General features: G+C 71.7%; 11 protein-coding genes, 1 pseudogene and 1 riboswitch. Of the genes and pseudogenes, 2 read left to right on the top strand and 10 right to left on the bottom strand.

What is annotated here, in order from left to right:
- Positions 1-13 precede the first annotated feature (13 nt).
- The 4 genes from NE857_RS18085 to lanKC all read right to left on the bottom strand — a co-directional run bounded on the left by NE857_RS18085 (position 14) and on the right by lanKC (position 6,604).
- Positions 14-1,768, bottom strand: coding sequence for an ATP-binding cassette domain-containing protein (locus NE857_RS18085; protein WP_425572017.1), 1,755 nt, complete (start codon positions 1,766-1,768; stop codon positions 14-16).
- A gap of 104 nt (positions 1,769-1,872) precedes the next feature.
- Entirely contained in the window at positions 1,873-3,648 is a 1,776-nt protein-coding gene (locus NE857_RS18080) for an ABC transporter transmembrane domain-containing protein (RefSeq protein WP_425572016.1), read from the bottom strand.
- A 137-nt stretch (positions 3,649-3,785) separates the two neighbouring features.
- Entirely contained in the window at positions 3,786-3,911 is a 126-nt protein-coding gene (locus NE857_RS18075; RefSeq protein WP_254416839.1) for a SapB/AmfS family lanthipeptide, read from the bottom strand.
- Between the two features lie 35 nt (positions 3,912-3,946).
- Positions 3,947-6,604: a class III lanthionine synthetase LanKC gene (lanKC, locus tag NE857_RS18070; protein WP_254416838.1), complete on the bottom strand. Its 2,658-nt coding sequence runs from the start codon at positions 6,602-6,604 to the stop codon at positions 3,947-3,949.
- A gap of 1,235 nt (positions 6,605-7,839) precedes the next feature.
- On the opposite strand from lanKC, the gene NE857_RS18065 reads away from it, so the two are divergent.
- A complete protein-coding gene (locus NE857_RS18065; protein WP_254416837.1) occupies positions 7,840-8,148 on the top strand; it encodes a DUF2703 domain-containing protein in 309 nt (102 codons plus the stop codon).
- Here the strand turns inward: NE857_RS18065 and NE857_RS18060 are convergent.
- The 3 genes and pseudogenes from NE857_RS18060 to mgtE all read right to left on the bottom strand — a co-directional run bounded on the left by NE857_RS18060 (position 8,145) and on the right by mgtE (position 11,740).
- Positions 8,145-9,338: pseudogene (locus NE857_RS18060) on the bottom strand (IS110 family RNA-guided transposase). The gene NE857_RS18065 and the pseudogene NE857_RS18060 overlap by 4 nt on opposite strands.
- Positions 9,339-9,634: 296 nt before the next feature.
- The gene (locus tag NE857_RS18055) at positions 9,635-10,342 is read right to left on the bottom strand and encodes an MgtC/SapB family protein (RefSeq protein ID WP_254416836.1); all 708 of its coding nucleotides are present in this window, start codon (positions 10,340-10,342) and stop codon (positions 9,635-9,637) included.
- A complete protein-coding gene (gene mgtE, locus NE857_RS18050) occupies positions 10,343-11,740 on the bottom strand; it encodes a magnesium transporter (RefSeq protein WP_254416835.1) in 1,398 nt (465 codons plus the stop codon).
- Positions 11,741-12,034: 294 nt separating this feature from the next.
- A riboswitch (M-box (ykoK) riboswitch) is annotated at positions 12,035-12,210 on the bottom strand.
- Positions 12,211-12,607: 397 nt separating this feature from the next.
- Here mgtE and NE857_RS18045 point away from each other — a divergent pair.
- A complete protein-coding gene (locus NE857_RS18045) occupies positions 12,608-13,654 on the top strand; it encodes an aldo/keto reductase (RefSeq protein WP_254416834.1) in 1,047 nt (348 codons plus the stop codon).
- A 26-nt stretch (positions 13,655-13,680) separates the two neighbouring features.
- Here NE857_RS18045 and NE857_RS18040 read toward each other — a convergent pair whose 3' ends face one another.
- Genes NE857_RS18040 through NE857_RS18030 form a run of 3 tightly spaced genes read right to left on the bottom strand, consistent with a single transcriptional unit; the run spans position 13,681 to position 18,115 of the window.
- Entirely contained in the window at positions 13,681-15,360 is a 1,680-nt protein-coding gene (locus NE857_RS18040; protein WP_254416833.1) for an ABC transporter ATP-binding protein, read from the bottom strand.
- On the bottom strand, positions 15,360-17,030 hold the full coding sequence (locus tag NE857_RS18035) for an ABC transporter ATP-binding protein/permease (RefSeq protein ID WP_254416832.1): 1,671 nt from the start codon (positions 17,028-17,030) through the stop codon (positions 15,360-15,362). Before NE857_RS18035 ends, NE857_RS18040 begins: the two co-directional genes overlap by 1 nt.
- On the bottom strand, positions 17,027-18,115 hold the full coding sequence (locus tag NE857_RS18030) for a nitroreductase family protein (RefSeq protein WP_254416831.1): 1,089 nt from the start codon (positions 18,113-18,115) through the stop codon (positions 17,027-17,029). Before NE857_RS18030 ends, NE857_RS18035 begins: the two co-directional genes overlap by 4 nt.
- Positions 18,116-18,123: the final 8 nt, after the last annotated feature.

Raw genomic sequence — 18,123 nt, 5'->3', positions numbered from 1 at the left:
GGCCCCGCCCCGTTCAGCCGGACGCGTTCCAGTGCCCGGTCAGGTCCCGGTAGAGCGGGGAGTCGCGCAGCAAAGACCGGTGTGTGCCGAACGCCGTGCCCGTGCCGTCCAGGACGAGGATCCGGTCGGCCCGCAGCGCCGAGGACAGCCGGTGCGCGATGACGAGCAGTGTCGTGTCCGGCCGGTCCGCCAACGCGTCCTCCGCGTGCGCCTCGGCGGCCGGGTCCAGATGGCAGGTCGACTCGTCCAGGATGAGCAGCGGCGCCGGGGACACGTAGGCCCGGCCCAGGCAGAGCGCCTGCCGCTCCCCGGCCGAGAGGCTCGCGGGATCCACGTCGGCGTCCAGGCCGCCGAGGCGGTCCACCAGCGCTTCCAGGCGCAGCGCCGCCACCGCCCGGACGATGCGCTCGTCCCCGGCCCCGGGCTCCAGCTGGGCGAGGTTCTCCCTGACCGAACCGGCGAAGACGTAGCCCTCCTGGGGGAGGAGCACCCGCATCCGGGCCAGTTCCCGTGGGGAGTGCCCGGCGATCGGCTGTCCCGCCAGCCGTACGGTTCCCTCGTCCGGGGCGTGCAGTCCGGACAGCACGTGCGCCAGCGTGGATTTGCCGATCCCGCTGGGGCCGACGACCGCGATGCGCTCCCCCGCCCCGACCGAGAGCGAGAACCCCTCCACCAGGGGGCGTGTCCCCGCCCCGTAGGACACCCGCACACCACGGCACCACACCGCCGGCACCGGAACCGGTCCGGTGCCCGGGAAGGAGAACGCCCCGCGCGCACCCGGCTCCGCCGCCCGGGGGGTTCCCCCGTCCGCGGTGTCCGCGCCGTCCGCGTCCACGGACACGAACCGGTCCAGGACCACCACGAGACGGCTGCCCGCGGCGCCCACGGCGGTCATCATCGCCCGGAGCGCCGGCAGCAGGGACTGCACGAGGTAGGCCAGGGCGCCCATGATCGCGCCCGTGGTGACGCCCTGCCCCAGGAGCCACGGCGTGGCGGCCAGCAGCATGAGCACGGGGAGGTGGCCGGCGACGCCGAGCGTCAGGGTCCGCACGGCCGTCCACCGGGCCAGGGACCGCGTCGACGCGGCGGCCTCCTCCGCCAGGGCTCTGGTCTCCTCACCCGCGCTGTCCGTGACCCCGCAGGCCACCAGGTCGCGCAGTTGGCCCGGCAGACCTCCGGCACGGTCGGTGAACGCCTCGTCGGCGTCCAGGAACCGGCGTTGCGCCGCGGCCATGGGGGCCAGGGCCAGCAGGAAGAGCACCAGCCCGAGCAGTATGGGGGGTAGCACGACCAGCAGCAGTGCGGGGGCCAGGGCGAACATCCCCACCAGCGCCCCCGCCGCGATGAACAGGAAGGACCGCACCGTCAGGACCAGGCCGGCGAAGCTGTCCCGCGCGATCTCCGTCTGCTGGGTGAGCCGCGAGACCGCGGCGCGCCGGGCACCCGCCGCCCGTGCCGGATCGGCCACGGCCCGGTTCAGCGCCTGGCGGACCGCGCGCCGCACCAGCCCGTCCCGCAGCGGTTCCACCAGCCCGGAGAGCTGACCGAACACACCGCGCAGTACGGGCCCGGCCAGCAGGATCGAGACCGCGGCGACGGCCAGCCACCCCAGGCCGACGGTGGGCTGCCCCGCCAGAAACCCCTGGTCCAGGGCGCGCGCCAGACAGATCCCGACGAGGAAGGTCTGTGCCGACTCCAGCAACGACCAGGCGCCCAGGCGCAGCAGGACCCGCCTGTGGTGCCACAGGAAGGGCCGGGCGTGCGGCATCAGCCGGCGCAGCGCGCCCCGGTGGCGGCCGGACCGGGGTGGGGGCTGGCTGGCCGACCCGGCTGTCCGCGCCGCTCCGGCCTCATCCGCCACCGTTGCGGGCCTCACCGGTCCACCCGCTCACCGCGGGCGTCGCCGCAGTCGAAGACCGCGCGGTAGTCGGGGTCGCGCCACAGTTCGGCGTGGGTGCGCACGGCCCGGACACGGCCGCCCTCCAGCCACACCACCTGGTCCGCGCGCGCCGCGGTGGAGAGCCGGTGCGCCATGACGATTCGGGTACCCGGGCGGACCTCACGCGCCAGGGCCCGGTCCACCTGCCGTTCGGTCGCCGTGTCCAGACTTGAGGTGGCGTCGTCCAGGATCATCAGCCGCCCGGCGTGGGCGAACGCCCGGGCCAGTCCCAGCCGTTGCAGTTCCCCGCCCGAGAGCGGCGCCTCCTCCAACGCGGTGGCGTACCCCCGGGGGAGCGCCCGGACGAAGTCGTCGGCTCCGGCCGCTTGGGCGGCCGCCCGTACGCGCTCGGCCGAGGGGGTCTGGACCCCCGAGGCGATCGCGTCCGCGACGGTGGCGCCCCGCAGGGAGGGCCGTTCGAACGCGTATCCGACCTCCCGGCGGAGTACGTCGGACGCCACCGCGCCCACGGGTACGCCGTCCAGGCGGACCTCGCCCTCGTCGGGGGCGGTGAGCCCTCCCGCGACGGCGCCCAGCGTCGACTTGCCGGAGCCGGAACGCCCCACGACGGCCACCGTCTGGCCTCCGGGCACGCGCAGGTCGACCCCGCGCAGCACCCACACGCCGTCGAGTGCCACTCCGACCCCGCGCAGTTCCAGGGTTCCGGGACCGCCGTCAGGCAGCCTCCGCCGCCCGTGGGCCAGCGGGGGGACGGTGACGAGCTCGTTCACGCGGCGCGCGGCCGTGCGGCCGCGGATCAGCGCTCCGAGCGGACCGGCCACCGCCCCCAGACCCGCGGCCAGTGCGGCGTAGCGGGACACCGCCAGCAGGTCGCCGACGCTGATCCTCCCCTCCGCGAGACCGAACCCGCCCACCGCGAGCACGGCCGTGATGAGCAGGGGCATGAGTACTCCGCTGCGCGCCATCGCGGAGCCGTGCACCGACCACATGCGCCGCCCCTCGGTACCGAGCTCACTCAGGGGACGCAGGACGCGTGCGCGTTCCTCGTCCGCTGTCCCGGCGGCGGCGATGGCGCGGGCACCGCCCAGGGCGTCCGTGAGACGCGTCGCGAGCAGGGACTGCACCCGCTGGTACCGGGAGACGGTGTCGGAGGAGTCGCGGGCGAAGGAGCGCAGCAGCAGGCCGAGGGCGGGCAGGCCCAGGAGGAAGGCCAAGCCGATCCACGGGTCGATCACGAACAGCGCGACCAGGGCGCCGACCGGGGTGAGGACGGCCGTGATGACCTGGGCCGCGGCGGCCGGGGCCGCACCTGCCTCGGTGGCGTGCACCGAGAGCCGGGTCGCCACATCGCCGGGGGAGAAGCGGCTCACGCTCCTGGGCGGGGCCGCCAGCAGCCGTCGCACCGCCCGCAGCCGCAGCCAGGCGGTCGACCGTGCGCCGACCGTTCCCGCCAGCAGGGCGACGGTCGCACCCAGGGCGACCTCGGCCGCGGTCAGGGCCACCGTCGCCGCCAGCGCGCGTCCGGCGCCCGGACGGCCCTCCAGGAGCAGGTCGAGGGTGAGGCCGAGCACGGCGGGCAGGGCCAGTGAAGCGGCCGCCGCCGCGGCGGCGCACAGCAGGATTGCCGCGGTGCGTCCGGCGCTCGCCCTGGCCACCCGGACGAGCAGGGCGTCCGCGGAGCGTACGGCGCGGGGGTCGGCCTTGCCCTCACGCGGGCGGGTGGACACCATCCGGTCGCCTTCCTGCATGGCTCGTGGTGAAGCCCGGCGGCGCCCGTGGGCACCGCCGGGCCGCAGCAGGGTCCGCGTTCACCGGACCCGAGGCCGTGGGGGCGGGATCCCTCCCCCACGGCTCGCTCACGCCGCGTTCGTCCGCGGCGGGATCCCTAGCAGGTGGTGACGCTCAGGCTGCTGTCGCCGCACAGCAGCAGGCTGGCGGTGCTGGTGCCGCCGGAGCCGCCCTGGGCCTCGTTCTTGTCGGTCTCCATGGACTGCAGGTCGAGCAGGGTCATAGCTGTTATCCTTTCGATCGGAATTCGCTTCTCCGTTATTCATTTGTTCCGGACCATGGCAGTGGCCGGTTCTGGGTCCGCCGCAGCGGAGGGAGGAAGGGCAGCCGGGCAGGCTGTTCACTCTGCGCTGCGGCGAGTGCCAGCAGACAGCCCGCGGTGCCCGTGGAGAGGTCCATGGAGAGCCGCATCAGCTGCTCCCCGGGGAAGGCCAGGTGGCCCCGGTAGCGCATGGCGTACCGGGTCAGGGCGTCGATCTGGCGACGCACCTGTGCCGCCTCGGTACCGGGCCCGGGAGCCGTCGTCCGACTCAGGTACAGGACCATGCCCGCCAGACCGCGGAAGAGCCCCGGCTGGGCGTAGAACCCGGACCGCGCGGCCCCGACGATCCCCGGGCGGGCCCGCTCGAACACCTCGTCGGAACGGTGCTCCAGGTAGTCGTCGAGCACGATCCCCACACCGACGCTGCCCTCACCCAGGTAGGGCATGGTCCGCCATCCCTCGTCCACCTGCAGCGTGCCGAAGGCGCTGGTGACGCAGCGGTCGAGGTCGGCCCGGAGCGTGCGATCGGCCAGGTCGAGCAGCGCGGTGTCACCGGTCCGCTCGTACAGGCGCAGGCAGAGCAGGGCCACACCCGCGCCCCCGTGGAGCAGCCCGGCGCGGCGCCGCTCGGGCGCAGCCGCCAGGAAGCCGTCCGCGGCCAGCTCCGCGCAGCGCAGCGCGCCCGCGTGCAGCTCCGACTCCCCGATCCCGGTGCCCAGGGAGTCCAGGGCCAGCCCGATTCCGGCCGTCCCGCCGTGCAGGCCCGGACCGAGCCCTTCCCACGGCTGCTCCATGACCAGCTCGGCCAGGGCCAGGGAAGCATCCCGGTGACCGAGGCGGTGCAGGGTCCAGGCCAGCCCCGAGAGGCCGTCGAAGAAACCCAGGGGGGTTCCCGAGTCGGGCTCCTTGCTGTGCCGCACCAGCCACTGCTCGGCCTCGGGGCACCGCGCGGCGCCGCTCTCAGCGAGGGCGTAGAGCACCCCGGCCGTGCCGTAGCCGAAGGAGAGACCGCCGCCGGGCGTCGTGAACTGGGTGATGTCGCCTGGGAAGTAGCGGTCCTCCCGGTCGGGGGTGGCTGAGGCGAGGATGGCGCGGACCATCGAATCCCGGCTGCGGGGCCAGTCTCCCGGCTCGACCGGCGGGTAGGGTCCGGGCTCGTCGCTGACCGAGGTGCGCCCCTTGCGCGCGGACGCGCCTGCCCCCGCGGCGCCGTCCGGGTCGCGCAGGATCTCCGCCACGCCGAGCTCCAGGAACTCCCGGGCCTCGGGGAAGACGCGTGCGGCCTCCTCGGCCAGGTGCCGGGCCTTGCTCCGGTCCACCGCCAGCACATTGGTCAGGGGCAGGAAGAGGGCGAGGCGCAGGCAGGCCAGGGCGTACAGGTCCACGTCGAAGCCCCGGCGCCCGCGCGGGGCGACGAAGCCCGGGTTGGCGACCGTCTGGCGGCTGCCCTCGCCTATGTCCCGGGCGACCTCGAAGTCGAGCAGGACCACCGAGGACTCGTCCTCGGAAACCATGATGTTGAACAGGTGCAGGTCGTTGAAGACGATGCCGCGCGCGTGCACCGCCTCGATGGCCTCCTCCACCAGGCCGTGCAGGCGCATCGCCCACCGGCCGTACTCCCTCAGCACCTCCGGTGCGGGGTCCGCCTCGACCAGGGGGTGCCGGTGGGCGAAGTAGGAGTTCAACGGCTTGCCGTGGATGAACTCCATCACCAGGAAGTGGTGCTCGCCCAGGGTGAAGGAGTCCTTGACCTCGGGGGTGCAGGCCAGGCCGGAGAGGCGTTCCAGGGCGGTGCGCTCCTGTGCCAGGCGGTGTACCGCGTCGGCGCCGTCGGCGGCCAGGCCGGCGTGCGGCCGGGCTTCCTTGAGCACCACGGGTTCACCGGTGCGCCGGTCCCGGCCGGCGTAGACACCGCCGCCGTTGGAGAAGTGCAGGGCGCGCTCGATGTCGTAGGGCAGACCGGTGACGTCCACGGCGTCGCGCGCCTGCAGGTGCGGGCGGAGGAAGTCGGGGACGGTCACCCACTCCGGCACGTGGAAGGCCGGGCCGCGCTGGTCCGGCACCAGCACGCCCTCGTCGTTCTCCAGGGCGGGCACCGGATCGCCGTGCTCGTCGTAGCAGTGCCTTCGGGTGAAGCTCCCGTAGCGCAGGTGGACCGGCCCCGCGTTCCAGCGCAGGTCGCTGAGGATGTACGGGCCGGGTTCGCCGCCCACGAGTGCGTCCAGGTCGGCGGCGACCGAGGCGCACTGGTCGTCGGTCGGGTAGACGGTGATGAACTTCCCGCTGCCCCCGCGATCCGCGTACTTGGCGTTCCGGTTGTGCAGCAGGTAACGGGTGGGGACGAACTTGAAGGAGACGGTCCGTTCCACGCAGTAGTCCCAGACCCGGGCCAGGACCGATTCCGCGTTGTCCAGGCAGGAGGAGACGTGGATCTTCCAGCCCTGGTTCGGCAGCCGGTGCTCGACGGGACGCAGCGCCAGCCAGTCACCGGAGCGGTTCCGCTGCCACCCTTCGGGTGCCGGCCACTCCGCCCTGTCGAAGACCCGGTCGCGTTCACCGACCGTTCCGGAGGCGCCGGAACCAGCCCAGATGCGGTGGGGCGTGTCGTAGAAATAGCGGTCGGCGTCGCAGAACACACCGTACCCCTTGATCATACGAACTCCCTCACGACTTCATTGTTCAGCGGCCTTCCAGATGGTGGCATGCGGGTTATCGCCATGTCCACACCTTTGCTTGTTATTTTTCGGCTCGACGATTACTCGGTATTAACTTGCGGGTCAGTGAGGCGTCTTTCTCCGGTCCTGATCTGCGTATTCACGCCCCAGATCGTCAGGTTCGAGGAGAGTGTGGCCGTCGGGTCGCGTACGGGAATTTTCCTGTCGCTTCCAGGGTCGAAAGGCCTCTCTGCTTCGGGGGGAACTTATAAAGGCAGGTCGAAGCGTTGCCAGGGCTCTGACGTGGAATTTCTCGGCGCTTGAAGTGCTGTCGATAATCTACTGTTTTGGGAAGGTTTGCGAGGTATGTAAGGGATGTGAACAGGGGGATTGAGGATTTTCAGGGAGGTTCAGGGTCTGGTTGCGAGGTTTTCGGGCGGGTGTCCGGGTGGGGCTTAATGACCTTGATGAAAACATCGAAACCCTGCTGGGGGTGCCATCATGAGAGGTGGTCTCCAGGGGTCTATCCGTGTTTTAGCTATCTTCCTCATGAGTAAAGAAAACCCCGGGGAGGTGAGGGGCGGCTATAGCACGAGTGCGGCTGCTCAGATTTCCGGATAAATTCCAGGTGAGATGACCTGTGGGTCATCCGCAGCGCTTCCCGGGTCCGGGGCAGAGGCTGCTTCGGGGTATTTCCGAAAACATCCCACCCGCTGTGGCTCCTCCATCGCGAGAAGAGTTCTTCGGATCTGAAAGGCTTGCTCCTGATTCCACCAGGGAAGGGGTATGCATTCGGCGCCCTGTGGTGTCGCAGCCCTTCGGGGCACGCCGGACACCTCTTCCGAGCTCAGGGGCAGAGCCCTCGGCCCGGGGCGCAGCGACGGATCACGAGCAGGCGATGCTGAAGCTGGATGGTCGTGTACGACAAGTACCGGCACTTGGCTGCGAGAACTCTCCGGTCGCCCCACTCGCCTCGCTCCCGCATGTCGGCGGCAAGGGCTCGGCGGGCATCTCGCCCGCCAGGGCCTCTAGCAATGAGCATCAGTGCAACACCGAGTCCTCGGAAGCTGCGACCTGAATTCATGTTGCGGGAAGATAACGACCCACATCGTCGCAGGTCGTTAAGTGTGAGCCCTGCGTACGCGGGGATCGACCGTTGCTGGTGGAGCGTCTCAATGTCTGAGTCGAGCGAGTTCGTCCTATGACCTCAGGCCGACCCGGTCCATCATGGGAGAATGGACGTTGAGTTGCTGTACTTCTCCGGGTGCCCCAATTGGCAAGTAGCCCAGGAACGCCTGACCGAGGCCTTGAAGCGCACCGGACACGCTGACCAGCGGGTCACCCTGGTCGAAGTGGAAACCGATGAGCAGGCGCAGCAACTGCACTTCCCCGGATCGCCGACGATCCGCCTCAACGGCCAGGACCCCTTCCCCGCACCTGCACAGACACCCGGGATGAGCTGCCGGGTCTATGCGACCCCTGAGGGCCTCAGCGGCGCCCCGAGCCTCGACGAACTCGTTCGGGCCCTCACCGACGCCTCCTAAGCCGCCACTCCGGCTGTCGTGGGGCGGTGTTCCTGTGAGTACGCCCGCTGGTCGCGCAGCATCGCCCACAACACGTTGATCCGCTGCCTGGCCAGGCACAGCACCGCCTGAGGATGAAGCATCCCCTCAGCTCGTTTGCGCCGGTAGCGCCCGGCCTGAGCAGCGCCGGCTGTGCCGAGAGGTAGAACAGGCGGCACAGCCTGCGGTTGTAGTGCCGGGGTCTGCGGTTGTTGTTCGTGCGTTTGCCCGAGTCCCGGGAGGCCGGGGCGATGCCCGCGTGTGAGGCCAGGTGTCCGGCGTCCTTGTATCCGGACAGGTCCCCGGCGAAGGCGATGAACTCCGCGGTCAGCAACGGCCCCATGCCCGGCAGGGACTGGATGATCGCGCTGCGCTCGTCCTGGGTCAGGACCTCGGCGATCCCCTGGTCGATCTGCTTGATCCGCTCGTCCAGGTCCAGGATCTGCTGGGCCAGATCCGAGGTGAGCGAGGCGGCCCGCTTCTCCCCCGGCAGTGAGGTGGTCTGGGACTTGGCGTCCTCGACCGCCTTCTGAGCGAAGTAGGCGGCGTTGCGGACTCCGCGCTTGGCCAACCACGTACTCAGCCTCCCTGAACCCATACGACGCAGGGAGGAAGGGGTGCAGTATCCGCTCACCAGTACCAGGCCGGGCCGCTTGCGGAACTCGAAAACGCGGTTCCAGGGCCGGGCAGGTCCCCACCAGCAGCTCGCGCAGCCGGTTGATCATCTTCACCCGGTCGGCCGTCATGTTCGCGCGGTAGGAGGTGAGCAGAGCCAGCTCGCCCACCAGGTCCGGGGCCAGCTCCAGCGGACGAAAGTCCGACCGCATCCGAGTGGTCTCGGCGATGGTCCGGGCGTCCTTGACGTCGGTCTTGTGGTCGCTGGCGAAGGCCCCGGACATGCGGTTGACCGTGCGTCCGGGGATGTAGACCAGCTCTTGGCCGTGCCCGAGCAGCAGTGCCAGGAGCAGCGCGGAGGGACGGCTGGAGATGTCCACCGCCCACCGCACCTCATCAGCCAAGGGGCACACGTCGGCGATCAGGTCGAGGATCTCGGCCTCGTCGTTGACCACCTTGCGCGACAGCAGCTTGTTGCCGTCCGCGGCGACGGCCACCGCCCAGTGGTGGCCCTTGCCCGCGTCGATTCCGACCCATGCCCGCCGATGAGTACTCAACTATCCACCTGCTCCACACGTGACCAGCAACTGCGTGGTCCGTGGAGCACGCCACCATCGGAGCCTTAACGAAGCGATGGGTCGCAGCTCTCAATCAGAGGTTGGAGTGTCCAGGAGGCCGAGCGGCTATGCCCCGCTAAGCCATGTCGGCACTTTTTCATCAGCCTCACCCGGCCCCCTTGGACCACCCATCCATTCTTAAGGCTTTTCCGTCCGGTCACGGGCGAGCCCCGCGCACGCGGGGATGGACCGGAGGCCTGGTGCGCGGGTGCCGTCGACCGGGGCGCGGCGGACGGTCACAGGGACAGCTCGTCCACGACCTTCCAGTGCACGGCGCTGACTCCGGGCTCCAGGCTGAGCCTGCTGATCGCCTGCTCCAGCACCTCGTCCTGGCGGCCGGTCGCGGTCAGGTCGGCCTGGACGGTCACCATGTGCTGCTCGTCCTCGATGTGGCGGCTGTCCAGGGACCGCAGGACGAACCCGGTTCCCAACAGGGCCTGCAAGAGCAGCGCGCGTACGTGCGCTTCCTGGTCGTCCCGGCAGACCACCCGCAGGCGGTAGCAGGTCTGGACCTCGCTGGCGGCGTCGGCGGGCCGGTTCTCCAGCACGCGCGCGATGGGGCGCAGCAGCACGTTGGCGGCCACGATCGTCGCCGCGCCCATCAGCGCCCCCAGGTAGAGGCCGCTTCCGGCCAGCACACCCACCGCGGCCGCGCACCAGATGGTGGCCGCGGTGTTGATGCCGCGCACGTTGATGCCGTCGCGCAGGATCACGCCCGCCCCGAGGAACCCGATTCCCGAGACGACCTGGGCCGCGATCCTGGTGGGGCTGATCTCGTCGACCGTGTTGACCGCGAGCAGTACGAACAGGGCTGATCCGACAGCCACCAGCGCGTTGGTGCGCAGCCCGGCCATGCGGGCCCGCCACTGCCGTTCGACGCCCACCAGGGCGCCCAGGGCCAGGGCGCAGCCCAGCCTGAGGGCGAACTCCCACCACTCCAACACTTATCCCACTCCCAACAGGACTCCGGCGAGTCCGAAGTAGACGGCCAGCCCGGTGAAGTCCTTGATCGTGGTGATGAAGGGGTCAGCCCCGGGAGCGTGGTCCAGTCCGAGCTTGAGCATCAGCCACGGTAGGGCGAAACCCAGGAACGTGGCCAGGGTGACGGAGGTGAACAGTGAGAGGCCAACGGCCACGCCGAGCAGGGGGATGTCGTTGGGTGCCCCTTGCCAGAAGTAGGCGGCGGCGCCTCCGACGCAGGCGATGATCACGGCCATCACCAAACCCACGCGTACCTCGCGGAAGAGCTGGCGTCCGAAGCGGGAGGGGTCGATGTGGCCCAGGGCCAGGCCGCGGGCGAAGATCGTGGTGGACTGGGTGCCGACGTTGCCGCCCATGTCCATGATCAACGGCACGAAGATGGCCACCGCCACGACGGCGGCGAGCACGTCCTCGAACTGCTCGATCAGCCCGCCCACGGCCAGGCCGCCTGCGAGGGTGACCATGAGGAAGGCGATCCGTACCCGCACCGGGTAGAGGATGTTGCCGCTGGTGAGGCGTTCGCTGCGCAGCAGTTCCTTGGCGTGGGCGGGGTCGCCCATCCCGGCCTTGCGGTACATCACCTCGGAGGTGTCGTCGTCCAGGGCGTCCATCGCGTCGTCGAAGGTCAGCGCGCCGACCAGTCGCTTTTCTGAGTCCAGGACGGGCAGCGCGCCCAGGTCCCGGCGCTGGAGCAGGCGGGCGGCGTCCGCGGCGTCCTCGGTGGTGGACACCGACACCTCGGCGAGGCGGGCCAGGGGACCCACCTCGGCGTAGGGGTCGGCCTGGACCAGTTCGGCCACGCTGACCAGCCCCACGTAGCGGCGGTCCGCGGTGGTGACGAAGACGGTGGTGACGTCTTCGGGCCCCAGCCGCGAGCGGCGGATCAGCCCCAGGGTTTCGTTGACCAGGGAGTACGGGCGCACGGCCAGGTAGGAGGGGTTGGCCATCCGGCCCGCGCTGCCCTCGGGGTAGGCCAGCAGCACGCCCACGCGTGCCCGGTCGGTGGAGGCCATCGAGGCGAGCAGGCGCCTGGCGACCCCGGCCGGGGCCTCTCCGATCAGGCGGGCCTGGTCGTCCACGTCCAGTTCGGCCAGGGTGGTGGCGGCCTCGGAGTCGGTCATGGCCTGGAGCAGGCGGACCTGCTCGTCCTCTCCCAGCAGGTCGAAGACCTCCATGGCCCGGTCCTTGTCCAGGAGCCGGAAACAGAGAACGTGTTCGGTGGGGGGCAGCAGGCGCAGCATGACCACGACCTCGTCCGCGGTGAGGTCGGCCAGGGCCTCCTTGGCCCGGGTGAGTTCGCGCTTGCGCAGGCGTTCGGTGAGCATGGTGTGCACGGGGTCGTTCCCTTCGGGTGAGGGCACACCGGCCCACCCGAAGGGCACGTCAGGGCAGCGCCGCCGCGTCTGTCGCGCAGGGCGTGGAGTACGTGATGTGTTCGGGTGAGGGTGTGCGCCGGATGGTTGCCACCGGGGGTGTGGATCGGCCACGGAGGCGCTGCCCGGTACTGTGCCCGGGCTCGGAATCGCCGCTGGTGGAGTCAGGTTCTCGACCTGGCATCGCCCTCACCTCCCTCACGGTTGTCCGTACACACGAAAAAGACCTCCCGACGGGGAGGCCTGGAAAGCTCGCGCGAGGACACCGGAGCACGGGGTTCCGGTGTGTTCCCTACGTCGAGTTTCAGCACTGCGTGCCTAGGGACCGCCGGGGACGGTCCCGGTCCGCGTTAGGTCAAGCCTTGATTCGGCAGGACCAGTTGACCCATTGGGGTCTCTCGACCTTTTTGGGCAGCGGACGCGTACGCACGCAGGAGCCTCACCTAACGGGACACCTGCTGTGAATGCGTCCCGAAGCTAGCCGACTTCCGCGGAGAAGTCCAATCCGCGCCGCCCTCCCCTGGTGGCCGAGTGGTCGGCGCGAACCGGGGGACGGCTGAGTCGGCCCGTTCCCCCTCGCGGCCATCGGATCGAAAGAAGGCCACCGGTTCGCGGGCCTGCGGGCCCGGTGCGGACAGGGGCCTGACTCCCCGGTCGATTCCTGCCGTTGATCCGGCTTTCCCCGGTGCATCTCCCGGCAGCTGAACAGGGGCCCGCGCCCTGTCGCGCCCAGGGCTGCTCTGCGATGCTTGCTTCCCCTGGCCCCCACCGTTGAGGAACCGTATGCAGCCCCCTTCCACGCAGTCGCCTGTGTTGTTCACTTCGGTGGATCCGCACCGCACGCGGTGATGGTCCATGACCGCGGCCCCGGCCCTCGCCCTTCTCATCGCCGGCGGATTGACCGGCTGTGCCCTGTGGCCCGGGCCGGTCGGCGGCGGCGCGGCGGTCGACCTGCGTGTCGGGGACGGCGGCGAAGCGGTGTCTGACGAGGAGATGGATCAGGTCGTCGGGGTTCTGCGGCAGCGCATCGCCGCAATGGGGCAGGGCCGACCGGACATCACCCCCGGGGACGGGGCCGTCACCGTTGAACTGCCACCCGACATGGACCCCGCTGAGGCGATCGACCTCATGGAACGGCCGGGGGCGGTGACGATCCACCAGGTGGTGGACGGGGCCGATGAGACGGTCGAAGACCCCACCGGTGTCGAGATGACCCTGCCCGACCCGGACTCTCCTGTTCAGCTGCAGCTCGGCCCGGCGCGGATCGACAACGACGGGATCGACTCTGCCGAACCCGAGTTGGACACCTCTGGTTCCCAGTGGGAAGTGCACCTCACCTTCACCAGCGCGGGTGCTGAGTCCTGGACCGGGGTGACCGGTGAGGCGGCGTGCTCCCAGGAGGGCTCCCACCAGCGCCGTATCGCGATCGTGGTGGACGAGGAGGTGGTCTCCGGTCCGGAGATCGCCCCTGGCATGGCCCGCGAGGCGGGCATCGACTTCGTCGACCACGCCGACATCTACGGACCCGCGGTCCACGCCTGTGAGCGCCGGTTCGCCGAGGCGATGCGCCTGACCCCGAGCGAACGCGACTCCCTCACCATCCAGGCCAAGGCGGGCATCATGCCCGAGGGCCCCTACTTCGACCACTCCTACGAGCACATCACGGCCTCGGTCGAGGGCTCCCTGCGCGCTCTGGACACCGACCGCCTCGCCGAGCGGTACGGGGTGCCGCCCGTCGCCGTGGCCACCGCCTGGATCACCCGGCACCCGGCCCGGATGCAGGTGGTGCTCGGCATCACCACCCCCGAACGGGTCAGCGGCGCGGCCCTGGGCTCGGACCTGGCCCTGACCCGTCCCGAGTGGTACGAGCTGACCCGGGCGGTGGGCCACCGCATCCCCTGAACCCCGGCCCGGCGGCCCCGGCGGCCTCACCTGCGAGCGGCCTGCGGGGCCGCGCTCACGTCGACCACGCGTCCGAGCCGGGCCAGGGTCTCGGCCCGGTGGGAGGCGATGAGGACGGTGCCGTGGAATTCGGCGATGACGTCGGAGACCAGCCGTTCGGTGGCCGGGTCGAGGCTGGCGGTCACCTCGTCCACGAGCAGGACGCGCGGCCGGCGGGCGAGGGCGCGGGCCAGGCACAGGCGGGCCCGCTGCCCGCCGGACAGCCGCACGCCGCCCTCGCCGAGTTCGTCGTCGAGGCCGATCCAGCCGTTCGCCTCGACGCGTTCGAGCAGGTCGGTCAGCTCACCGTCGGATCGCGGCCCGCAGCCGCGCAGCAGGTTGTCGCGGACGCTGCCGTGGAAGAGCATCGCGTCCTGGTCGACCAGGGCCACCGCGCCCCGCAGCGCCCCCTCGTCCAGTTCGGCGACGGGCACGCCCGTGCCGTCGGCCGTGACGAGCTCGACGGCGCCCGCAGAAGGATCCCAGAGCCGGGCCGCCAGGGCGATGACGGTGCTCTTGCCCGCGCCGGAGGGTCCGACGAGCCCGACGTGCTCGCCCGGGGCGAGTTCGGCGGACCAGGAGGTGAGGGTGGGCTGTCGGCCCTCATAGGAGAAGGACACCTCCCGGAACCTCAGGCCCAGCGGCCCCTCGGGCAGCCGCCTCGGTTCCCGGGGGAGGGAGACGACCGGGGGGCGGTTGATCCCGGCGCCGACGCGTTCGGCACCGGAGACGAGCGGGTGGAGCCGGGTGAGGGTGTCGGTCGCGTCCACGACCGCGGCGATGCCGGCCAGGGCCAGGGCGACCAGCGCGGGCAGTTCCGCGGGTGCCAGCCGCACCGGTGCGCCCTCGGAGAGCACGCCCGCCGCGGCGGCGCTGGTGGCGATGACCCCGATGACCACGCCGGTGAGGATGAGTTCCCTTAGGGCGGTGACCAGCTGTGACAGCAGTTCGCGCCGTCGCGCGAGGGCGGTGGCGCGGGCGGTGGCGTCGCTGGTCTGGGCGATGACGCGGGGCGCGAGCCCGTAGGCGAGTACCTCGCGCAGGGCGCCCAGCGCGTCCACGATGTGCGCGGACAGGTCGGAGCGCTCCCGCTGCTCCCGCTCGCCCAGCCGCCGGGCGGCCCGCGCCCAGTACAGTGCGCTGCTCGCCACGACGGCGGCGCCCAGGAACATGACGAGTGCGGCTTCGGGCAGCAGCAGGGACGCCGTGACCAGGGACGCGGCGAACAGGGTGAGCGAGGCGCCGAGCTGGGCGAGAGTGTGGGCGTAGAAGAACTCGAGCTTTTCGATGTCGTCCATCGCGACGGCCGCGGCGCGGCCGGAGTGCTCCCGGCGCCGGCCGGGGACGCTGCGCGCGTAGGCGTCGAACAGCGCCATCCTCAGCCGGGCCAGCACACGGTAGGCCAGAGCGTGGGAGACGTCCATCTCCCGCCAGGTCAGGAGTACGCGCAGGAGCACGAGTCCCAGGACCAGGGTCCACCACACCGGGCCCGGCGGTGTGCGCTCCACGACGGCGTGGCCGACCGCCCACGCGGTGAGGACGGTCAGCGCGGCCAGGGCGAGCGCGCTCGTGGTGCCGAGCAGGTAGCTCCAGACCATCCCCCGCCACTCGGGGCGCAGGACGGGCAGCAGTTCACGGAAGGCCCGGAACGCGGAAAGGGTGTTCACTAGGTGCTCCTGTGCAGGTGTCCGGAGTCGAGGCTGAACACGTCGGGAACCTCGGTGAGCGTCTCGGAGCGGTGACTGATCATGAGGACGACGCGGTCGCGCGCCACACGGTGCAGGGTGTCGATGACGCCCGCGGAGCGGTCGGCGTCCAACGCGCTCGTCGGCTCGTCCACGAGCAGGACCGGGCGCCGTGCCAGCAGTGCGCGGGCCAGGGCCAGACGCTGGCGCTGGCCGCCGGAGAGGCTGGTCCCGGCTTCGGTGACCTCGGTGTCGAAGCCGCCCGGGAAGCGCTGGATCTCGTCGAGGACGCCCGCGTCGCGGCAGGCCCGGACCAGGTCCGCTTCCGCGGTGGCCCCGGTGACCGCGAGGTTGTCGCGGATGGTCCCGGCGAAGAGCACGGGCCGCTGGGAGACCACGGCGATGTCGCGGGCGCGCAGCGGCCGCCCGTCGAGTTCGATGCTTCCGGTACGCGGGTTGAGGAAACCCAGGAGGAGGTCGAAGAGGGTGGACTTCCCGGCTCCGGACTCTCCGACGATCGCGGTGAGCGAGCCCCGCCGGGCGGTCAGGTCGAGGTCGTGGATGACGTCGCCCGCGGCGTCGGGGTAGCCGAAGCTCAGGCCCCTCACCCGTAGTTCGTCCGCCGGACGTACCTCGCCGGCCTGATCGTCCCCGGTGCCGGGAGCGGCGGTGGCGGCGGCGTGCTCGGCCGCGGGGCCGCCCGGTTCGGTGAAGGCCCCGATCCGTTTCAGGCCGGGGATCGCGGTCAGGCCGAGGAACCCGGCGTGCCAGTGCCGGGACAGGTCCCGGATGGGGCGGAACGCCTCGGAGGAGAGCAGGAGGATCAGGTAGACCTCCAGCGCCGGGGCCTGGCCGGTGACCGCGTGGGTGATGGCGACGGCGGCCGCGGCGACCGCGCCCCCCTGGACGGCGGCGTCGGTGACCGAGGTCTCGCCCAGGGATCCGCGCATCACGCGTTCGGTGGCCCTGCGCAGCGCCTCCGAGCGGTGGTCCAGCCGCGCCCGGGTTCCGGACACGTCGCCGAGCGTGCGCAGGGTGGCCATGCCGCGCAGGGATTCGAGCAGGTCGGCGCTGAGCGCCTCGTAGCTGTCCCAGTGGTCGAGTCCGCGCCGGGCCATCATCCGTTTCCAGGCCAGCGGCCCCACCAGGGCGAACACCACCCCGACGGCCACACACAGGCCCGCCCAGGGGGAGAGCCACAGCAGGGCGACCACGACGACGGGGCAGGTGAGGAGCAGTTGCACGATCGCTGGAACGTACTTGGAGACGTAGGCGTCGATCCCGTCGACCCCGTCACCGAGGCTGGCCCGCATCGAGCCGTCCCGGGCGCCCGTGTCGTGCAGCCGCTCGGGTACGAGCGCGGCCTCCATCGCACGGCGGCGCACCGCCTGCCTGACCAGGCCGCCCAGGGACGCGGCGGCCGACGCCTGGGCCAGGGAGAGCACCAGGCGCAGCAGCGCGATCCCCAGGATCAGCGACAGCGCCAGGAGTACCTCCCGGGCCTGGCCGTGCAGGACGGCCGACATCGACCAGGCGATCGCCACGGCCTGTCCGACGTGGGTGAGGAAGACGAGAACGAGCAGGGCCACGCTGCGGGTCAGGGCAGCGGGGAATCGGGTCGCCTCCCGCCACAGCAGGGGGACGATCATCATGCGGCTGACTCCTTGTCGAGGTGGTGGGCGCCGGGGAGCATCGCCAGGGCGTGGACGGTCCAGCGGCCGTGCGCGGCGACGAATCCCGAGACCGGGCGGCAGCGCCACCGCCGGGACAGGGCACCGGTGTAGCACAGGCCGGCCGCCTCCCGGTGGGCCCGCCACAGGGCCGGGGCGAGTCCGGCCGCGGGTGTGTCCACTGGGACGGACCACGTCTCCAGTCGACGGGCCCCGAGTACCCAGGCCTGCCCGGATTCCTTCGCGGTGTCCGCGGCCCGCGGGTCGCGGCTGCGCCCGGCGGCCTCGAACTCGCCGATCGCCGGAGAACGCCGCACAGCCAGGGCGTTGCGGCGATCGGGCAGCACCGACCAGGTCCCGGGAAGTTCGACGGCGGCCAGCGCGATCTCCGGTGCGAGTCCGCGGGCGAGCCACCGTTCGTGCTCTGAGGCGCGCGGCACGCCGAGCAGCTCGCGCAGCCGCGGGCCGGGGCCCAGGTGGACCGCGGCGGGTGCCGGGGCACACAGGAACTCCACCGCGGCCAGGGCGTAGGCGGTGTCCGCGATCCACAGCGGCCAGGCCCGGTGGCGGTACCGGCCGAAGCTGCGGCCCGGCTGCACGGTCAGGACCAGGTGGGTCCCCCGCACGGCGGTGCCGGGAGCCTGCCAGCCCGCGTCCCGTTCGCGGGCCGGGTCGCGCCGGAGCAGGGTGCCCTGCTCCAGGTCGAAGGCGTACCGGCCCGCTTCCAGGGGGCCGTCCGCGCCGACGACCAGGTGGGTGTGCACGGGATAGGCCGCCCCCGCGGAGGGCACCGGCCGCCTGTGCACCCGGGTCGCCGTGCCGTCGGCCAGGCGGTGGTGCCCCTGGCTGAGCCACAGCCCGTCGAGCAGGGCGCGTTCACGCTCCGGTACCGCCACCGGGACGGCTCCGGCCCGGTGCCAGGGGTTGGCGCGCGGTCCGGGGGGCACGGGCGGGCCCGGAACCTGGGCGGAGAAGGCGCGCGCCAGGGCGGGCGGCAGGGGCGGGGGCCCTGTCGGGCCCGGCCCCGCACCGTGCGGTGCGGGGCCGGGCGGGAAGGAAAGGGGCATGGGTGCGG

It is taken from the genome of Nocardiopsis exhalans (assembly GCF_024134545.1).
Classification (GTDB): Bacteria; Actinomycetota; Actinomycetes; order Streptosporangiales; family Streptosporangiaceae; genus Nocardiopsis; species Nocardiopsis exhalans.
The sequence above is the reverse complement of the archived record's forward strand: the minus strand, read 5'-3'. Positions and strand labels throughout refer to the sequence as shown.

Excerpts from the sequence above, each read along its gene's own strand:
- NE857_RS18085 (WP_425572017.1), bottom strand. The coding sequence starts at position 1,768 with ATGCCGCACGCCCGGCCCTTCCTGTGGCACCACAGGCGGGTCCTGCTG.
- NE857_RS18080 (WP_425572016.1), bottom strand. The coding sequence starts at position 3,648 with ATGCAGGAAGGCGACCGGATGGTGTCCACCCGCCCGCGTGAGGGCAAG.
- NE857_RS18075 (WP_254416839.1), bottom strand. The coding sequence starts at position 3,911 with ATGACCCTGCTCGACCTGCAGTCCATGGAGACCGACAAGAACGAGGCC.
- lanKC (WP_254416838.1), bottom strand. The coding sequence starts at position 6,604 with ATGATCAAGGGGTACGGTGTGTTCTGCGACGCCGACCGCTATTTCTAC.
- NE857_RS18065 (WP_254416837.1), top strand. The coding sequence starts at position 7,840 with ATGGACGTTGAGTTGCTGTACTTCTCCGGGTGCCCCAATTGGCAAGTA.
- NE857_RS18045 (WP_254416834.1), top strand. The coding sequence starts at position 12,608 with ATGACCGCGGCCCCGGCCCTCGCCCTTCTCATCGCCGGCGGATTGACC.
- NE857_RS18035 (WP_254416832.1), bottom strand. The coding sequence starts at position 17,030 with ATGATGATCGTCCCCCTGCTGTGGCGGGAGGCGACCCGATTCCCCGCT.
- NE857_RS18030 (WP_254416831.1), bottom strand. The coding sequence starts at position 18,115 with ATGCCCCTTTCCTTCCCGCCCGGCCCCGCACCGCACGGTGCGGGGCCG.